This is a genomic window from Fictibacillus sp. Mic-4 (assembly GCF_049843615.1).
Classification (GTDB): domain Bacteria; phylum Bacillota; class Bacilli; order Bacillales; family Fictibacillaceae; genus Fictibacillus_A; species Fictibacillus_A gelatini.
On sequence record NZ_JBBHZM010000029.1, the window covers coordinates 1 to 18,330 of the forward strand.

Genomic DNA, 18,330 nt, shown 5'->3' on the forward strand with positions numbered 1-18,330 from the left:
GTGGAATTTATCCAGGTTAGTTTGGTATTGCCTTTTTTACGAGAGAATCTGCACGGACCATAATTTATTTTCAGGATAGAACATTTACAAGAAGCCCTGATGTAGAACTATTTTCATATTTTCAATACAATAGAAGGTAATTGGGCTCTGGCACTATTCAAATGGGTTATTAGCAATTTGTCATTTTCGTCAGGAAAGAGTGAAATGAAAAAGACGAATGACTTGATCCAAAACAGGCGATAAAAGAGAGTGCGACTTTCGGCCGCCCATAGCAATAAGCTTGATGTACTCCTATATGAAAACAATCGCGTGAAGGACTTTTTATTCTTCAGTTGCCGACAAGGTCGATGACGTGAATCAACAGGTGAAACCCGGATCGGTCATTTTGCTTCATCCGATATATGGTCAACCAGGAAACGAATTGAAAACGATTGAAGGAATCTTAAGTTTTTTATCGAAAAAGGAGTATCAGTTTGTGACGGATAATGGAGATGCTAAAGAGGTAATACCGATCGTTGGCAAGCTTTCTTAAAAGGAGGAAGATGAAAATGCTAGCAACAATTGAAAAAGTTGAAGATGGGTATATTGCCCGCTTTGAACGGCTATTCGAGCATCCGGTCGAACAAGTTTGGGCAGCTTTAACGGAGAATGAAATACTGGAAAAATGGATGCCGAATCTGCAAGTGAAGGATCTTCGAAAGGGAGGAACCATTCACTTTGATATGAAAGATGGGTCGGGAACATTAATTGATATGGAAATTTTGGATTTCAAGCCCTTATCTGTCCTCGAATTCATCTGGGGTGCAGATCGGGTTCGCTTTGAACTATCGGAAAAACCAGACGGATGCCTGCTCGTTTTGAATGAATGGATCGGCACATTAACTGACCATACTCCAAAAGATTTAGCAGGTTGGCATGTTTGCCTGGATGTTTTGAAGGCTTTGCTCAATGGTCATGTAATGGACTTTCCAAAAGGTGAATGGGAAGAATGGCACAAAAAGTATGTAATGACAATAAATCGGATTCAAAACTAACTTCTGCTACACACTGCAAGGGGCTGTCACAAAAAGTCACGTTTCAATGACTTTCTGGACAGCCCTTTTCCTTTTCCAAAAACGACGGATTTGAAATGAAAAATTAGCCAATAGCACAAAAAATCAAAAAAGAGGCTAAATCGTAATGTATGATGAAAACAAGGACGGTGAACATTTTGGATTATTATAAACGCATTCAAGCGGGAGTGGATTTGATCGAAGAAAAGTTGAAAGAACCGTTGGCCATTCAAGAAATCGCTCTGGAAGCAGGATTTTCTCCCTTTTATTTTCAACGATTGTTCCAAGCGATCAGCGGGTTTTCCACGCAAGGTTATATTCGAAAAAGGCGGTTAAGCGAGGCGGCGAAACGCCTGGCACAATCCGATGAAAGAATCATTGATATCGCTTTTGATTATCAATATCAGTCACAGGAAGCGTTTACCCGTGCATTTACAGATCTTTTTGGAATCACTCCGGCGAAGTATAGAAAAAATCCCGGGTGCATTTCATTTCAAAACAAATTGAATTTTTTAGATTTCAATAAACGAAAAGGAGATGATTTGATGATTCCTAAACCAGTTTTTAAAGAATTGGAAACTAGACACATTTACGGATGCGAATATAAAACCAACTTGAACGATGGCCGGCATTATAAAGAGATCCCGGGTTTTTATGAAGATTTTAGAGTAAATGAGCATTATTTGAAAGTTCCTGATAAAACCCCCGATCAAGCGTATGGCGTCGCATGCCGTTTCCAGGATGAGGGAGAATTCTCTTTTGTAATAGGAGGGGAGGTCGACCGAGATACCAGAGTAACTGTGGAAGGATTCACTATTGTGGAATTGCCGGCCGGATTATATGCAACCTTTCCGAATACGGATGAAGTGCCTTCCATCAGGGACTATATTTATGGAGTATGGCTGCCGAATAGCCAGTATGAAAGAAGGGAAGGCCCTGATTTTGAAATAACCGATCTTACAAAAAGCATGGAGCAACAGCGTGTGGTAATGACAATTTATATCCCCATAAAAAATAAATAGTCCGTACAAAAGGTGAACCAGCTTGATCTGATTCGCCTTTTTGTGCTTTGGTTATAGGGCTTGAGTTCAGCCTTTGATTTGATCTACGCTGCTAAAAATCAAGTTTTCTAAATTTTTTTTAAAAAATAGTGTAACAGGTATTGAATTGTCAAAGTTGTTATAGTACAATGAGTGCAACAACGAAACAGAGGAGGAATCAAACATGGTGACATTGGAATTTTACCGTAACTTGCCAAAGAAAGTTTGTCGGGAATGTGGGTGTGAGATCGAAGAGCAACATGAATCATACATTTACGAATGCGAGCATTGCATGAGAAAACACGAAGAATAGGAGAAACAGATGAAAGTAGAAGAATATTTATGATGGCCCTGTTATTCAGAAGATGAATAAACAGGGCTTGTTTTTTATAAAAAAGATCCGGATTGCTCTTTAATATAAACGTACTGTTTATAAGCATCTTTAATGGCGGCAATTAATGCGGATTGAGCCTTGCCGTAATAATGGCTCCCAATTGCCTCCACAATCGGTTCGACACCATCAAGTAAACTATGCCCTTTCAGCAGCTGCCCGAGAAAATCCTGGGCGTGCCCAGTTGCGAGTGTACAAGAAGCATCGATAATGACCCAATATTTTAAATCTGCCTCGAGCGTAACCGTTAACGTATGATAAACGTCGCTTGCCGCCATCCCCTGTGGAAGCTTCGCATGTCCCGCCAGCATGACCGTTCTTTTCATTCCTAAGCCCCTCCTGATCTATCAGCGTTGTTTTAATTTAACTCTACTACAGTCCCTGTGAAAAGGAAATGAATTTGTAAAGCAGGCTTGATTGCGTTATAAAGGAAGTAAGTAAAATTTGGGAGGCAGAAATAATGATCGCTTATGAGTATGACCAAAATGATCTTTCCATTAAAGAGCAAATGAACGGGGATGATTTTGAATTTTTTATGAAAGCGAAAACAGAAGAGGTTGTCAGAAAGCTGCACGAAATCCGCGATTTTTTTGATAAAAACGATACATATACGGACGTGTTGTTTTATCCTTATCCGGACCACGAATATCAAATGATCGTCAGGAAAGATTTCTATGTAGATTTTCTAGTAAGCCTATTTAAGCATCAGTTACTTACAAGCTTGACGTGGAAATAATCACCTTCATTCCAGAGGTGTTTTTTAAATGATCCTTTACAATCACTCAACCTGGCCTTAATAAAACTCTTTTATAGTGATGGTAGAAAGAAAAAATCTTAAGGAGTGGAGTGGTACGAGTGGTTAAGAAGAAAGCAATGGCGGGTGCTGTATTATCTCTTGCGGCAATTGCAGGGCTTGGATTGAGCCAGATTACCGATGCCCACGGACCGAACAAAGCAAAATTTCATCATCCTGAAAAGGCGAAAAATGTCATTCTCTTTGTAGGAGATGGAATGGGGGCGGCTCACCGTGAAGCGATCCGGCTTGCTACTGTTGGACAAAAAGGAAAACTTGCAATGGACGATATGCCGTATGCCGGAATCGTCCATACAAGCTCTACATCCGCCGTGACGGATTCAGCAGCCGCTGCAACAGCGATGGCTTCTGGTGTCAAGACATATAACGGAGCCATCGGAGTGGATCCGAATAAAAAATCAGTAAAGACAATTCTTGAGATGGCACATGATGCAGGCAAGTCAACGGGTCTGGTGACAACGAGCCAGATCACAGATGCCACGCCGGCCGCGTTTGGCGCCCATGTAACCGATCGCAAGAAGCAGAGCGATATTGCCAAACAATACATTGAAAAGAGCAAAGTGGATGTGCTTCTTGGCGGAGGAGAAGATTATTGGTACCCGGCTGGCGAACCGGGCAAATTTGAAGACCATTCGGCAAAAGATGAATCCGAGCAAAGTAAAGGAACAGAGGGCAATCTAGTAAAAAAAGCGCAAAAACTGGGCTATCAATATGTGACGAATAAAGAGGAACTAGAGAAAACGAACAGCAAAAAACTTTTAGGACTTTTTGCGAATGAAGAAATGTTTGAACAACGGCCAGAAGGCGAGGGAGACGTATACGACCCTGTCGTGCCGCTGCCGGAAATGACGAAAAAAGCCATCGACACGCTTTCAGCGAATAAAAAAGGATTCTTTTTAATGGTAGAGGAAGAAGGAATCGACGAAATGTCCCATGAAAACAATGCGGAGAAAATGATTAAAGCGGGCAGGCAACTAGATCAGTCCGTGGAAGTTGCGAAAAAATATGCAAAAAAACATCCAGATACGTTAGTCCTTGTCGTGGCCGACCATGAGTGCGGCGGTCTCACGATTGAAGAAGTAAGCGGGAAAGATGAATCCGGCGATGGAATTTCGAAAGAAGACGGGCCGTTCAAAGTAGCTAACAGCACGAATCAGTTCACGATTGACTGGACGACGACGGACCATGGCGGAGTAACTGTGCCTTTAACGGCGACTGGCGCCGGTGCCAAACAATTTGAAGGCATATATGAAAATACCCATATTTTCAATGCGCTGAAAAAAACGATGGGATTAAAGAAATAATGATGCAGACGGCCACCCAATTGAGCGGGTGGTCGTTTTTATAATTTCATAAGAAAAAGTTATCAATAATCATAAAGTAAAAAACATTTAATTATGTAAAGGATTTGGTTAAAATGAAAATAGATGAAATGAAAGAAGGCGATTCATATGGCCATCGATTTTCATAGCAGGGAAAATCGTTCAAGCTATTCGACAAGGGCAGCGGATCCAACTTGGGTAAAAAAAATTAATGATTTATGTGATGTTAAAGGCAAAAAAGTTTTGGACATTGGCTGCGGCGGCGGAATCTATACGAAGGCGCTTGCCATGATGGGGGCCTCATCGGTTACAGGGGTGGATTTTTCTAAACAGCAACTATTATCGGCGAAAGAGAACTGCAGGGAATATTCGAATATCGACTTTCGATTGGGCGATGCATTGGATACAAAATTGGAAAATGGCCGGTTTGACATTGTCCTAGAAAGAGCCGTCATCCATCACATCAAAGATTTAACTTTGTGCGCCAATGAAATTTACCGCGTTTTAAAACCTGGTGGCATATGCATCATTCAAGACCGAACACCTGAAGATTGCTTGGTGGAAGGAAGTAAATCCCACATCAGAGGTTATTTTCTTGAAAAGTTCCCTCCTTTGATCCGTAAAGAAACATCAAGAAGACATTCAAGCGAGAAAGTACGCGATGCATTGCAAGAAGCAGGGTTCAAAGTTTGCAAAGAATACAAACTTTGGGAAGTTAGAAAAACTTATAATGACATAGAGGAATTAGTCAGAGATCTCATGAACCGAACCGGCCGTTCAATTTTGCACGAACTAACGGATCGCCAACTTGAAGAACTTGCAGTGTACATTAAAAGGCAGAATTTTAAGCCGGGAGAACCAATTGTTGAAAAAGACCGATGGACAATCTGGCATGCGGTAAAATAATCGAATCGTTTAATTTATCTACGCTTAAAACGACAGATGCCTGCCATCTGTCGTTTATTCTACATCTATCAAAAAAGGATTTTTTAAAGGATAGATAGATTCAGATTTTGATAGGTTTGGATTGAAACAGACGAACATCGTTTTTGATTCATGAAAAGGCTGCCGATCACGTCACCGGCAGCCCGAGGGAAGTTTCCCCTATAATTAATGGATGGTAAATTGAATTTCCTCCCAACTCTTCCCCCTGTTTTTTGTATGAAGAATGGATTTCTTCGAGCATGCCCATCCATTGTGTGGATCTGTAAAATGGAGGCAGCGCGTCCCTTTGAGAAGATCCGCTTGCGTCCAAATCTCCCACTTTTTGAACTCCTTCTTGCTCTTATAGACGGCTCCGGCCTCTGCATCAATCGCCCGGCCGTGGTGTGCATCAATAAATGAAAGAGCGCCTCCGCCAGTAAAAGGAATCTCGTTTGAAGCCTTCCATGTTTGTCCAAGATTATGAGAAGTAAAGAACATCAGCGACTTTGTTGAACCATCATCCGTCATGACAGGAACGATAAGCAGATCATCTAAAGAGACCGGTTTGAAACAGGTCATCGCCTGCGCCGGGGAAGTCTCTTCTGATGGAAATGGCAAGTTCACCAATCTCCAGTTCTTTCCCCCATTGTTCGTCTTATATAAGCACGAGCGATTGCTCTGAGCTTTTACAGCTACCCAGCCGTCCATTTCATTGATGAATCGAATTCCAACCGGGACACCCGCAATCGGGACATGTCCAACTTTTGCCCATGTTTTGCCGCCATTCCGGGTTCTGTACAATATAGTAGAGAAAGGATCACTTGAAGCCAGAAGCCAGCCATTTTTTTTGCAGCTAAAATCGATGAAAGCGCTCAATGGTCTTCCATCTTCTTCGATTGGGAGAAGAGAATGCCCCCAGCTTTTCCCTTTATTGTGTGTAAAAAATACAGTCGGCGATAAAATTCCCTCTACCGAAACATAGCCAAATAAATAGGCAGTCTCCAGCCCGAAAAAAAACATTAATCGAATCATCGAATGTTCGGGTGTCACGTTTTTCCAATTCGAGGCGCCATCTTCGGTATAAAAAATCTCCATTCCTTCATTTTCTTCATTTTTCGCTCCCAGCCAACCGGCTTTATTGCTCCTCATTTGTATGCATTGTAAATGTATCTGTGCCATTTCCTCACCTCATAAAATTTCTTTTCATCATGTTATGCAAAATGAAAGAATGATTCTTCTAGTATTTATCACGGTGAAACTAGCATCAAATAACCATTTTCACTAGATTGTATTTCTGTCCGAGCACGAACCTTCTCTCACTGTATACATTAGTATTACTTGAGTGAAGAAGATCAATAGACTGATAAAAACACTCAATGAAAATCGAAGGGAGAGAAGCAAATGAACGTATCTATCATCATTCCGGTTCAAAACGAAGAAGCCACTCTCGCCCCTGTTTTAGAAGAATTGCAACAGTTAGCGCCTTATGAAATCGTCGTCGTTGTTAATGGTTCGACAGATCGCTCCAGGGAAATTGCCGAAAACTATGGATGTAACATAGTTTATTTTAAAGAGCCTCTTGGAATTGATGTCGGCAGGGCTATTGGCGCAAAAGCAGCAAAGGGTGATATTCTTCTATTTGTAGATGGGGACATTGTGATTGGGCATCAACAGCTCATTCCTTTTATAAAAGCCATTGAAGAAGGATGGGATATCGCACTAAATGATTTAGATTGGACGCTTAAACGGAAAATTCGCCCGCATCCAACCGCTGTCGCCAAGTTTGCCGTTAACCATATGCTTGGCAGGGGGGATCTGTCAATTGGATCGATGGTAGCTATTCCACATGCGATCAAGAAAACGGCATTGGAGAAAATCGGCTGGCGGGCTCTTGCTTGTCCTCCACTTGCCTATTCCATGGCGGTCTTAAATCAACTTAAAATCGTCGCTCCAGCTTCCGTTGATGTCATCGGCACAAATAAAATCCGCCCAAATCATCATGGGAAAATGGAAGGATCGCCGTTTTCATTTTCAACAAGTGTCATTATAGGTGACCATCTTCAGGCCATATCCAGGCTTATTGCTGAAAGAGGGCCGCGCGGAGGGCTGACTGACGGAAACCGGAACCGATCCTTTCTCCACCATTATCCCCAACCCTCCAAGCCGCGTGACAAGAAAGCGAAATTCAGCGCCATAATACCGGCTGGCAAGGAGCCTGATACAATTAAAGGCGTTATTGATGAGGTGAAGAAAGCAGGAGTAGATGAAATCATTGTCGTATTAAATGGGGCAGATAAACAGACGAAACAACGAGCCATGGATGCGGGAGCTGAAATTGTCGAATTTAAAGATCCACTCGGCCATAACATCCCGCGGGCCATTGGGGCGATGCACAGCACGGGCGAAATTTGCCTCTTTATAGACAGCGATTTTATCGTTAAAGCTGAGGATCTCGTTCCATTTTTAAAAGCGGCGGAGGATGGCGTCGATGTGGCGCTGAATGACCTGGAATGTTTACTTGACCTATACCAGCCGCTTCATGCAGTCAGTGCTGCCAAATATTTGTTAAATAGCGCCTTGAAGCGCCCCGATTTAACGATGAACTCTTTAACCGCTGTGCCGCATGCGATCCGCCGAAACGTAATTGAAAGGATAGGTTTTGATTATTTAATGAACCCTCCGCTATTCCAGGCGAAAGCCCTATTAGAAGGGTTCAACGTGAAGCCCGTACATTACGTTGATGTTGTCAAGCCGAACCGCCTGCGCAAAGAACATATCCGTGTGAAAGGCCGGGTGGCATCTACGGATCGGATTCTTGGGGATCATGTCGAAGCGTTTAGCCATCTTTTTCATGTCATAAATGACCGATGTGGATATACGGACGGAAAAAGAAAATGGGAGTTCCTTGAAAATCATCATTCTGCTGAACGAAAAAAGGTCGCTGTTATCGGCCTCGGCTATGTTGGTCTCCCGCTTGCCCTTCATATCGCCAGTGAAAATTACGAAGTGGCCGGAATCGATATGGATCCTCGAAAAATTGAAAGTCTCCAAAAGGGGAAAAGCTATATTCCCGACGTTTCTGATTCAACAGTCGCCGAACGAATGAATGGACGTTTCAAAGCGATGCTTCCTGAAAACGGAAGCGAATCAGTAAAACAAGCATCCTATATTATCATCACCGTTCCTACACCGATTAATGAAAAGGGCGAGCCGGATTTAGAAGCGATGGTTTCGGCTACCCATTTTATCGAAAAGCATCTCCAAAATGGACAAACATTGATTTATGAAAGCTCGACTTATCCTGGAACGATGGAAGATGTGATTTTGCCCATTTTGTCCAAAAAAGGCATGAAAGTCGGGGAAGATTTTTTTCTATGTTATTCGCCGGAAAGAATTGATCCCGCCAATAAAAACTTTACGTTAAAGTCCATTCCAAAAATTGTGAGCGGCCAGACGAAGCAATGTTTAGAAAAGATCAAGTCGTTTTACGGAACGATCTTTGATCAGCTCGTGCCCGTCAGTTCGCCGAAAATCGCCGAATTAGCGAAAATTTTTGAGAATGTCCAGCGACTTGTTAATATTTCGCTCGTTAACGAAATCGATACATTATGCCGGAAGCTTAACATTGATTTTTATGAATCATTACAGGCTGCTTCGACAAAGCCTTTTGGATTTACGCCGTATTGGCCGGGTCCTGGCATCGGTGGTCATTGTATACCGGTTGACCCGCTCTATCTCCAATGGAAGCTCGGGCAACATGGCCTTACAAGCCAGCTGATTCAGTCGGCTTGCGAAATTAACGACAATATGCCAAAAGAAGTAGCAGAGCGTGTGAAAAATGCACTTGAGGAGGATGAAAAGAATATACTGGTGATCGGACTTACTTATAAAAAAGACGTAAATGATGTGCGAGAGTCCCCTGCATTGAAAATATTCAAAACGCTTTTAGCGGAAAACTATAATGTCTGCTATCATGATCCATACATTCCATCAGTTGTGCTGGACGGCAACATCCATCAGTCCATTCCATTGTCTGAAATGACACTCAATGTATTCGATCTTGTCCTTATACTGACCGATCACTCTGGCGTTGATTATGAACTCCTTTCAGGGGCAAAGAAGATCATCGATACACGCGGGGTGTTAGCAAAAAGACAACGCAGTTAACCTTTGCCTTCATTTCATAGAAAATGAAGGCATTTTTTTACATGAAAATTAGCAGCTTGCAAGTTTATGCATTTAAGAAAATGTTTTCCTAGACATTTTCATTATAAGAAAGGAGTATAGAATTGGATAAAAAGCAATCTATAATTATTTCCGTTTGTGATGATAGACCGGCATTTGAACGGGCCCTTCAGTCTTGCCGTCAGCTTTCCCCTTATGAAATCATTGTCGTTGCCCATCCTGCTTGCGAACAGTCGATCAAGGCCGCAGCCAAATATGCCTGCCGGGTTATTCCCTGCCATGATCTTGAAACTCATAAAGGCCATGCACTGGGCGCCAAAGAAGCTACTGGAGACATATTATTGTTCGTTCCTTCCGATGTTGCGATTACGGCAGGCACATTAAAAAAATTTCTTCAACCGTTAATAGAAGGGACAGCGGACGTGGCAATCAATAAAATGGATTATTGGTTTTATAAAAAAGGGCAGCCTCAAGAAGCCGTTGTCTTCCCGCAAATGACGAACCAATTTTTTCGGCGCCCCGATTTGAAAATGGACTCTACTGTATTCGTTCCTTATGCGATGACAAAAGAAGTAGTCGATAAGATTCACGCAGATAATCTCGCCCACCCGGTCATTGCCTATTTTAAAATGATCCAGTACTCATTTAGAATCGTCAATCAATTGCCAATCGGCGATGTTTCAATGTATTTAAAAAAGATGGCGGAAACAAACGGTCCTGCACGTTCTATTTCCGAAAAACGGATGATCGATTACCATCTGGAGGCGATTTCTTTTTGGATCAAACAGTCGGGGGATCCAAGAGGCGGCCATTTTGACGGAGGAAGAAGGCGGGACATCGTAGAAGGATTAAAGTCTCATGGAGTAAGGACAGGACCAAACATCATTCCTGGTTGGGGACATCAACCGGAGAATGACGAGGAGAACCGGCTCTCTATCATTATTCCCGCTCAAAATGAAGCGAAAGTGATAGGTTTTATTATAGAAGAATGCCGAAAATTAGAACCGTTTGAAATCATTGTTGTGGCAAATGGCTCAACAGATAAAACGGAAAAAGTAGCACGACAATACGGGGCAACGGTAATCGTTTATAAGCAAAAACTTGGCCATGATGTGGGGAGAGCAGTTGGGGCTTATTTTGCCAGCGGTGACATTTTGCTTTTTATGGACGGAGATTTTGTGATTCCTGCAGTTGATCTGTTTCCATTTGTCCACGCCGTCGAACGCGGAGTCGATGTAGCGCTCAATGACTTAAATCATTATCTTACTAGCCGCACTCCGCTTCATATTGTGACAGCTTGTAAATATGCGATCAATGTGGCGTGCGGACGAAAGGATCTGGGGGCTGGTTCTACCGTTGCGGTTCCTCATGCACTCAGTAAAAAATGCGTGGAACAAATAGGCTTTGAAGCGCTCGCCACACCGGTTTACGCTCAAATTCAAGCCATTTTAAACGGACATATCGTCCAGAATGTTCATCGGATCGAAGTGGATAAAATGAATCGAACTCGTCCAAGTCAACATTTTTCAAAGAAAAAAGGCGAATTAGCGCCAACTACCTCCCTAATTATCGGCGATCATATCGAAGCATTTTTCCACCTGGCGAATCACTGTCAGAAATCCTCCTCCTAAACTATTATCCATTATAAAAAAGGCAAATAGATTGATATAAATGCCGTTTCTCCCTTTTAAAATCGACATAGTATGTTGGATAAAGGGGGGAAACCAATGTCTTGCACAAATCAACATTGTTTTGATATATGTTTTAAGGTTGTCATCGACACGGTCAATGATAGTGTTGAAACATTCGTAGATTGCGGCGACCAATGTTCCGGCATAGATATAGACTTTCATGATGGAATCATTACCATTGTCTTGCCGTTAGTCGCCTGTGTAGATACAACCTTAAATGATGATTTAAGTGTATCAGGTCAATTAGTTAGTCTTTCTTTTCCGCATTACCTCTAAGCTCGAACTTGGTCATGTTGCAGAAAAAGGTGTGCTTTATATTGGCACACCTTTTTAATTGTACCTTTCGCCAAATAATTGATACCCGCACTGAATTGACGAATGGATGGAAAACAACAATAAGAGTAGTGCAGAACGACAAGCGTCCCATAACAGGTATTCATAAATCTGTTGATAAAAAATAAATATAGTTGGAGAAAGGGGTGATGGTGGATGAGTGAACAAAACGGACAGTACGTTGAACAAGAACGGGAGAGACATGTGCATTCGCTTTGCAAACAGCATATGTATTGCCATGTGGTCGTAACGATGCAAGATGGAACAAAGACGGATGGAATTATATATCAAGTCGATGATCAAAATGTGTATATGCTTATCCCGAAAAAGCAAGCTGGCCATGGAGGAAGCGGACAATACCCGGGCAGGCAAGAGGCGGAAGACCAAAGGTTTTTTGGTCCGTTCGGTGTTGGACCCTGGGGGCCGGGGGGCGGTGGAAGATGGTGGTATTACTATCAATGGTATCAACCCGCCACTTTTCCGCTCGCATCAATTACAGGAATCACATTATTCCCATTTCCATACTATTACCCGGCATATCCATATATCTGGTAACATAAGAAAACCAATCGTCAGCTGAACGATTGGTTTTCTCGCATTTAGGAATTGGTTTTGCTCTTTCTTCCTTGATATAGTGAAACTGCCGACTTGACTAGAAATAAAAAAATAAAAAAATAGAGAAGGACTAATTCTGGAAGTTCCATCAGACGAAAGGGGCTTAACGCATTTTTTAGGGAAGTTATCAGGTCAGAGCCCATCAGGATATCGATGCAAAGGGATAGGCCAGCTAATAATCCCATTAACAAAATGGCAATGCCGAAAATTTTCATGTTTTGATCACTCTCCACCGTCTATTTTATCCTTTCAGAGGCTGCAGTATTATACAAACTTGCCTTGATGCCGGATTCCAATAGGCAGCCGGGATATTTTTCATTTATGAAGTGAATAAAAAATTTCGTATACTCCAATAACTGGCAGGGGAAAATGGAAAATAAAAGCCGATGAAAGGAAATCATGGACCATGCCTTCATTTTTCAAGAATCGGAAAGAAAAAAAGGATGATCAGGACGAAAAAAACAGCAAAAAATTGCCCCAGTTCATGGGTGAAACGCTTGCTGGAAATCTTGAAATTATTAAACAAAGGACTGGAAACAGTACGGATGTAGTTATCCGCATATTGAACATTGGCTTTCAATCAGAAATCAAAGCGGCGATTGTTTATGTTGAAGGCATCGTGAATGATGAATCGGTCAATGATTTTTTAATTGAGTCAATAACGAATAATCGTGCGTTAAAAGAGCGAATGACGAAGCAAAATGTGCTAGAGACCATTGCTGAAGAAACAATTGCGCTCGGGAACGTCCAGACGGTAAACAAATGGGACGAGCTGTTGGTTTCATTAATGTCGGGCGAAACAATCATTATCATTGATGGAACAAATGAAGCGATAATTGCTGGCACGAAAGGCGGAGAAAAACGCTCAATATTGGAACCGAGTACCGAGTTGTCGGTCCGCGGTTCTAGATCTAGCTTTACAGAATCGATCCGAACCAATACGGCCATGGTGCGACGAATCATAAAAAACCCGAATTTATGGCTCGAGTCAATTAAAATCGGCAAAGTGACGAAAACTGATGTTTCGATCATGTATATAAAAGGAATCGCTAATGATGAAATCATCGAAGAAGTGCGCAAACGTTTAACTAGTATTGACATCGACAGCATATTGGAGTCGGGGTATATTGAACAGCTAATTGAAGACCAGACGATGACAACCTTTCCAACTCTTTACCATACAGAAAGGCCCGATATGGTCGCGGGAAATCTCCTGGAAGGAAGAGTTGCGATTTTTGTAGACGGAACTCCATTTGTGCTGCTTGTGCCAGTGGTTTTCATTCAATTTTTCCAGTCTGTCGATGATTATTATGTTCGTTATGATATAGCGACGGCCATTCGATTTTTACGAATTTTTGTTTTTTTTATATCCTTGATCGGACCCGCTTCATATGTCGCGATTACAACATTCCATCAGGAGATGATCCCGACGTTGCTGGCCATCGCTATAGCAGCGCAGCGAGAAGCGGTGCCTTTTCCGGCGCTTGTTGAAGCTCTCATGATGGAAGTGGCTCTTGAAATTTTAAGGGAGGCGGGAATTCGCATGCCTAGGGCCATTGGATCCGCGGTCTCCATCGTGGGGGCGCTTGTTATCGGACAGGCTGCGGTGCAGGCTAGCATCGTTTCACCGGCCATGGTGATTGTTGTCTCCATCACGGCGATCGCCAGTTTTGCCACACCATCATTTGCGATTGCGATCTCCGCCCGTTTAGTCCGGTTTCTATTTATGCTCGCGGCAGCAACGATTGGCTTTTATGGCATCATTCTCGGATTTATTATGTTGATCGTCCATTTGTGCAGCCTACGTTCATTTGGCGTTCCATACATGTCGCCGCTTGCTCCATTGATTCCAGTAAATACAGGAGATACGGTCGTCCGGGTGCCGTGGTGGACCTTGAGGCAAAGACCAAGATTGATCGGCAATAAAAATAATGTTCGAGAGGGGAAGGGACAAAGGCCAGTCCCCCCTGAAAACCGTGGAATGGTAAATAACATGATTGAAAAAGGTGATCGGGATGATTCGTAAATGGATAGTCATGTTATTAATGATGATAGGCGTTACGCTCATTTCAGGATGCTGGAGCAAAAAGGAGTTAACCGACCTGGCATTGATTGCAGCTTTTGGAATTGATCTAGACAAAGAAGGAAGGTATGTTGGAACGTTGCAAATTGTCAATCCATCAAACGTAGCTGGCAGCCAGCAACCCGGTGGAGGCGGCGGACAGGGCACGGCTGTTTCTGTTCTTTCCACAACTGGAGACAATTTAGATGAAGTAAGCCGGAGGGCGTCTACGAAAATCTCAAGAAGGCTCTATTACGCACATGCCAACGTTATTGTTATTAGCGAAAAATTGGCCAAAAAAGAAGGAATCAACAGCATTCTTGATGCGTTTGATCGCGATCCTGAATTCCGAAATACGGCGACATTGGTAATAGCTCGCGGTACGAAGTCGGCGGATATTTGCAGGGCGTTAACAATCATCGATAAAATTCCGGCCAATAAAATCATCAAGACATTAAAAACGACGGAAAATAGATGGGGGGAAAATATCTTCACCAACATTCAGGATGTTATGAAGTCGCTCGTTTCTGACGGAAAAGAGCCTGTCATCACTGGGATCCAGTTAAACGGGGATCCCAGGCAGGCGAAAAATCTGGAGAATCTCCAAGTTTCATCTCCAGAAGCGATTTTGCAAACTAACGGTCTTGGCGTTTTTAAAGATGGAAAGCTAATCGATTGGTTTAACGGGAAAAGAGCCAGGGGAGTTGTATGGATTCTTAATAAAATCAAGTCCACGGACGTGAACATCAATTGGAGAGAAAAAAAAGATGCCATTGCATATGAAGTGATCCGCGAAAAAACGAGCGTCTCCGCCACTATGAAAAACGGCAACCCCAGGATGTCGATTCATGTCCGTGCAGAAGGAAACATCGGCGAGGCAAGGGCTCCAGTCAATTTAACCGATCCGGGTGTCTTGAAAAAAATTGAAAAAGTATTAAAAAAAGAAATCAAACATGAGATACAGGATGCTGTTCAGGCTGCCCAGAAAAATAAAGCGGATATTTTCGGATTTGGCGAAGCGGTTCACCGTTCCGCTCCGGATGAATGGAAAAAAATGAAACTCGATTGGAACGACAAATACTTCCCGAAATTAAAAGTTAACGTCAAGGTGGAAGCATTCGTACGTCGTACGGGCTTACGAAACAAGCCTTATAGCTCTAATATCGGGAAATAGCTAAATGATCTTAAAAAAGGTTGTGACAGGGTGGAAAAGGCGAAACTCAGCGCATACCAGCTGTTTGTCCTCATATTATTGTTTGAACTAGGTAGCGCGATATTGGTTCCCCTTGCGATCGATGTAAAGCAAGATGCCTGGCTGGCCATTCTCCTCGGAATGGCGGGCGGCTGTTTCCTATTTTTAATTTACCTCTGCCTTTATTATTACTACCCCAACATTCCGCCGGCCATCTATATGCAAAAAATTATGGGAAAAGCGATAGGGAGGGCACTTGCCTTATTATACATTCTCTATTTTACGTACCTCGCGTCCCGGGTGCTTCGGGATTTCGGGGAAATGCTGGTGACTTTCGCCTATCCGGATACGCCGATGTTCATCGTGAACGCATTATTGATGATGGCGATCGTTTATACAATAAGCAAGGGAATTGAAGTATTGGCCCGGGCTGGGGAATTGCTTTTTGTATTAATTTATTTGCTTGCCATAACCGGCTTTATTCTAATTGTCGTATCGGGTTTGATCGACATCAATAACTTAAAGCCAATGCTGGAAGAGGGTATTTCGCCTGTAATAAAAGTCGTATTTACTCAAACGTTGTATGTTCCGTTTGGAGAAGCGATTGCATTTACGACGATTTTGCCTTATTTAAATAATCCAAAAAAGGCGAGAGTGACGGCTATATCATCACTCTGGTTAAGCGGCATCAATTTAGCTCTTGCCATGGCCATTAACATTAGCGTACTCGGTGTTGATCTTGCTTCACGTTCGCAATTTCCTCTTCTTTCAACGATACAGAGCATACAGGTAGCAGATTTTTTAGAACGACTTGATGTTTTTTTTATGCTAGCCTTGATTATTGGCGGGTTCTGCAAGATCGGCGTATATTTATATGCAGCGGTTTCAGGGGCGGCAAGCTTATTTAACGTTAAAAAGCCTTCGAAGCTTGTTTATCCAATCGGACTCGTCGTTTTAATTGTATCGCTCGCGATTGCCAGCAATTTTGCTGAGCACTTAAAAGAGGGGCTGCAGGTTGTTACGATTTTAATGCATTTTCCGTTTCAAGTAATCATTCCGTTGCTTCTTCTTTTTATCGCTTTTTTAAAAAATAGGAAAAAAACAGGGTGATGGAGATGGCCGGGTTTTCTGCTAAAGCCTATTTGGGCATGAAAAAAACAGCGCCGGCTAACGGCACTGTCCTTAAACAACATTTTCTTTCTTTTGGCCGGTTTCATTTAGCCGGCTGTTCCTATAGCCATACGTAAAGTAAATGATGAGTCCGAGTGCCAGCCAGATCAAGAATCCCTTCCATGTAAACGCCTGTAGCTGGAACATTAAATAGACGCAGAAAATAACGGCTAAGGCTGGTATGAAGGGAACCCATGGCGTCTTAAACCCGCGTTTGATGTCAGGACGGGTTTTGCGCAATACAGCAACGCCAAGAGAAACGGCGGAGAAAGCGAATAACGTCCCAATGTTCGTCAACTCGGCCAATTTATCAAGCGGAACCAGTCCGGCAAATGCAGAAACCAATAGCCCGGTTACCCATGTGCTCGTCATCGGAACCTTTCTTTTCGGATGGACGTTAGAAAGCCTCTTCGGGAGTAGCCCATCCCTGCTGATAGAATAGAACAAGCGGGTCTGGCCGAACATCATGACGATAAGGACCGTTGTAATTCCGACAATGGCTCCGAGTGAAATGAATCCTCCGCCCAATCCTGATGGATGAACTGCAATGCAAATGCAACCGGGTCTTTCACTCCTAGCTTTTGGAATGGAACAATTCCTGTAAGAATTAATGAAACAATAATATATAAAATGGTACATATCGATAATGCCGATATAATGCCAATTGGCAAATTGCGCTGCGGATTCCTCACTTCTTCAGCTGCCGTAGAAACGGCGTCAAAGCCAAAGTAGGCAAATACGACCACCGCAGCTCCCGTAGCCACTCCGGAAAAGCCGAATGGCATAAACGGAGCCCAGTTCACGGGTTTGACGTACCAAACCCCAACGGCAATAAAGAGAAGAACGACCGCGATTTTAATAATGACCATAATAGCGTTGAATTTGGCCGACTCCTTAACCCCTCTGGAAAGAATAAATGTAACCAGTAAAACGATGAGAACAGCGGGCAAATCAATGATCGTGCCTTTCGCCGGATCAAACGCACTTGTCAGAAAAGTCGGAAAATGAATCCCGAATCCTGATAACAGCCCCTGGAAATACCCGGACCAGCCACTGGCCACAGCTGATGACGCGAGGCCGTACTCCAGCACTAAATCCCAGCCCAGAATCCAGGCTACGATTTCGCCAAAAGCAACATAACTATAAGTGTAAGCGCTTCCAGACTCCGGCATCATCGAGGCAAATTCAGAATAGCATAGCGCCGCAAATGCGCAGGCTAAACCGGCAATTATAAACGAAAGGATGAGTGCAGGTCCTGCATATTTTGCAGCAGCGACTCCAGTTAAGACAAAAATTCCAGTTCCAATGATTGCTCCGACTCCGAGCATGGTTAAGTCCATTGCTCCTAGTACCTTTTTGAGCGAACTTTCTGAATTTTTTCCTCCTATTGTTTTTTTGCGAAATAAGTTCATGCCAATCCTCCTGTAGCAAAAAATATAGTCGATTTTTGTCAAATCTTCTACGAATATTTTATCCAAAACCAAACTTTTAGTAAAGTGGTAAATTTCAGAAAAATTTTACCATTACAAATAAAAAGGC

15 protein-coding genes and 3 pseudogenes are annotated in these 18,330 nt (G+C 42.8%); 15 read left to right on the forward strand and 3 right to left on the reverse strand.

Going from position 1 to position 18,330, the window contains the following annotated elements; all coding sequences use genetic code 11:
- The first annotated feature begins 352 nt into the window (after nucleotides 1-352).
- The 4 genes from WD019_RS16310 (at nucleotide 353) to yhfH (ending at nucleotide 2,405) form a co-directional block, all read left to right on the forward strand.
- Nucleotides 353-532 carry a hypothetical protein gene (locus WD019_RS16310; protein ID WP_425712183.1) on the forward strand — a complete coding sequence of 60 codons (180 nt, stop codon included), beginning with the start codon at nucleotides 353-355 and terminating at the stop codon, nucleotides 530-532.
- 16 nt (nucleotides 533-548) lie between these two features.
- Complete coding sequence (locus WD019_RS16315) at nucleotides 549-1,034, forward strand: SRPBCC family protein (RefSeq protein ID WP_026679541.1); 486 nt, start codon at nucleotides 549-551, stop codon at nucleotides 1,032-1,034.
- Nucleotides 1,035-1,210: 176 nt separating this feature from the next.
- On the forward strand, nucleotides 1,211-2,074 hold the full coding sequence (locus WD019_RS16320) for an AraC family transcriptional regulator (RefSeq protein ID WP_026679540.1): 864 nt from the start codon (nucleotides 1,211-1,213) through the stop codon (nucleotides 2,072-2,074).
- Nucleotides 2,075-2,276: 202 nt separating this feature from the next.
- On the forward strand, nucleotides 2,277-2,405 hold the full coding sequence (gene yhfH, locus WD019_RS16325; RefSeq protein WP_081412789.1) for a protein YhfH: 129 nt from the start codon (nucleotides 2,277-2,279) through the stop codon (nucleotides 2,403-2,405).
- A gap of 74 nt (nucleotides 2,406-2,479) precedes the next feature.
- On the opposite strand, the gene WD019_RS16330 is transcribed toward yhfH, so the two are convergent.
- On the reverse strand, nucleotides 2,480-2,809 hold the full coding sequence (locus WD019_RS16330) for a DUF3870 domain-containing protein (protein WP_035352078.1): 330 nt from the start codon (nucleotides 2,807-2,809) through the stop codon (nucleotides 2,480-2,482).
- Between the two features lie 134 nt (nucleotides 2,810-2,943).
- On the opposite strand from WD019_RS16330, the gene WD019_RS16335 reads away from it, so the two are divergent.
- The 3 genes from WD019_RS16335 (at nucleotide 2,944) to WD019_RS16345 (ending at nucleotide 5,525) form a co-directional block, all read left to right on the forward strand.
- Nucleotides 2,944-3,219, forward strand: coding sequence for a hypothetical protein (locus tag WD019_RS16335; RefSeq protein ID WP_026679538.1), 276 nt, complete (start codon nucleotides 2,944-2,946; stop codon nucleotides 3,217-3,219).
- Between the two features lie 119 nt (nucleotides 3,220-3,338).
- Entirely contained in the window at nucleotides 3,339-4,601 is a 1,263-nt protein-coding gene (locus tag WD019_RS16340) for an alkaline phosphatase (protein WP_425712184.1), read from the forward strand.
- A gap of 147 nt (nucleotides 4,602-4,748) precedes the next feature.
- A complete protein-coding gene (locus WD019_RS16345) occupies nucleotides 4,749-5,525 on the forward strand; it encodes a class I SAM-dependent methyltransferase (RefSeq protein WP_425712185.1) in 777 nt (258 codons plus the stop codon).
- A 204-nt stretch (nucleotides 5,526-5,729) separates the two neighbouring features.
- Here the strand turns inward: WD019_RS16345 and WD019_RS16350 are convergent, their stop codons facing one another.
- Nucleotides 5,730-6,722: a WD40/YVTN/BNR-like repeat-containing protein gene (locus WD019_RS16350; RefSeq protein WP_425712186.1), complete on the reverse strand. Its 993-nt coding sequence runs from the start codon at nucleotides 6,720-6,722 to the stop codon at nucleotides 5,730-5,732.
- 222 nt (nucleotides 6,723-6,944) lie between these two features.
- Between WD019_RS16350 and WD019_RS16355 the strand changes: the two are divergent.
- The 8 genes and pseudogenes from WD019_RS16355 to WD019_RS16390 all read left to right on the forward strand — a co-directional run.
- A pseudogene (locus tag WD019_RS16355) lies at nucleotides 6,945-8,027 on the forward strand (glycosyltransferase family 2 protein); the annotation flags it as partial.
- A gap of 450 nt (nucleotides 8,028-8,477) precedes the next feature.
- Nucleotides 8,478-9,710: pseudogene (locus WD019_RS16360) on the forward strand (nucleotide sugar dehydrogenase); the annotation flags it as partial.
- 122 nt (nucleotides 9,711-9,832) lie between these two features.
- Entirely contained in the window at nucleotides 9,833-11,359 is a 1,527-nt protein-coding gene (locus WD019_RS16365; RefSeq protein WP_035352074.1) for a glycosyltransferase family 2 protein, read from the forward strand.
- A 96-nt stretch (nucleotides 11,360-11,455) separates the two neighbouring features.
- Nucleotides 11,456-11,695: a hypothetical protein gene (locus tag WD019_RS16370; RefSeq protein ID WP_026679533.1), complete on the forward strand. Its 240-nt coding sequence runs from the start codon at nucleotides 11,456-11,458 to the stop codon at nucleotides 11,693-11,695.
- A 213-nt stretch (nucleotides 11,696-11,908) separates the two neighbouring features.
- The gene (locus WD019_RS16375) at nucleotides 11,909-12,307 is read left to right on the forward strand and encodes a hypothetical protein (RefSeq protein ID WP_026679532.1); all 399 of its coding nucleotides are present in this window, start codon (nucleotides 11,909-11,911) and stop codon (nucleotides 12,305-12,307) included.
- A 466-nt stretch (nucleotides 12,308-12,773) separates the two neighbouring features.
- A complete protein-coding gene (locus WD019_RS16380) occupies nucleotides 12,774-14,393 on the forward strand; it encodes a spore germination protein (RefSeq protein ID WP_026679530.1) in 1,620 nt (539 codons plus the stop codon).
- Nucleotides 14,383-15,603, forward strand: a complete 1,221-nt coding sequence (locus WD019_RS16385) for a Ger(x)C family spore germination protein (RefSeq protein WP_026679529.1) — start codon at nucleotides 14,383-14,385, stop codon at nucleotides 15,601-15,603. The genes WD019_RS16380 and WD019_RS16385 overlap by 11 nt, the downstream gene beginning before the upstream one ends.
- A 30-nt stretch (nucleotides 15,604-15,633) precedes the next feature.
- A complete protein-coding gene (locus WD019_RS16390; RefSeq protein ID WP_425712187.1) occupies nucleotides 15,634-16,731 on the forward strand; it encodes a GerAB/ArcD/ProY family transporter in 1,098 nt (365 codons plus the stop codon).
- Between the two features lie 72 nt (nucleotides 16,732-16,803).
- On the opposite strand, the pseudogene WD019_RS16395 reads toward WD019_RS16390, so the two are convergent.
- Nucleotides 16,804-18,203: pseudogene (locus WD019_RS16395) on the reverse strand (amino acid permease).
- Between the last annotated feature and the right edge of the window lie 127 nt (nucleotides 18,204-18,330).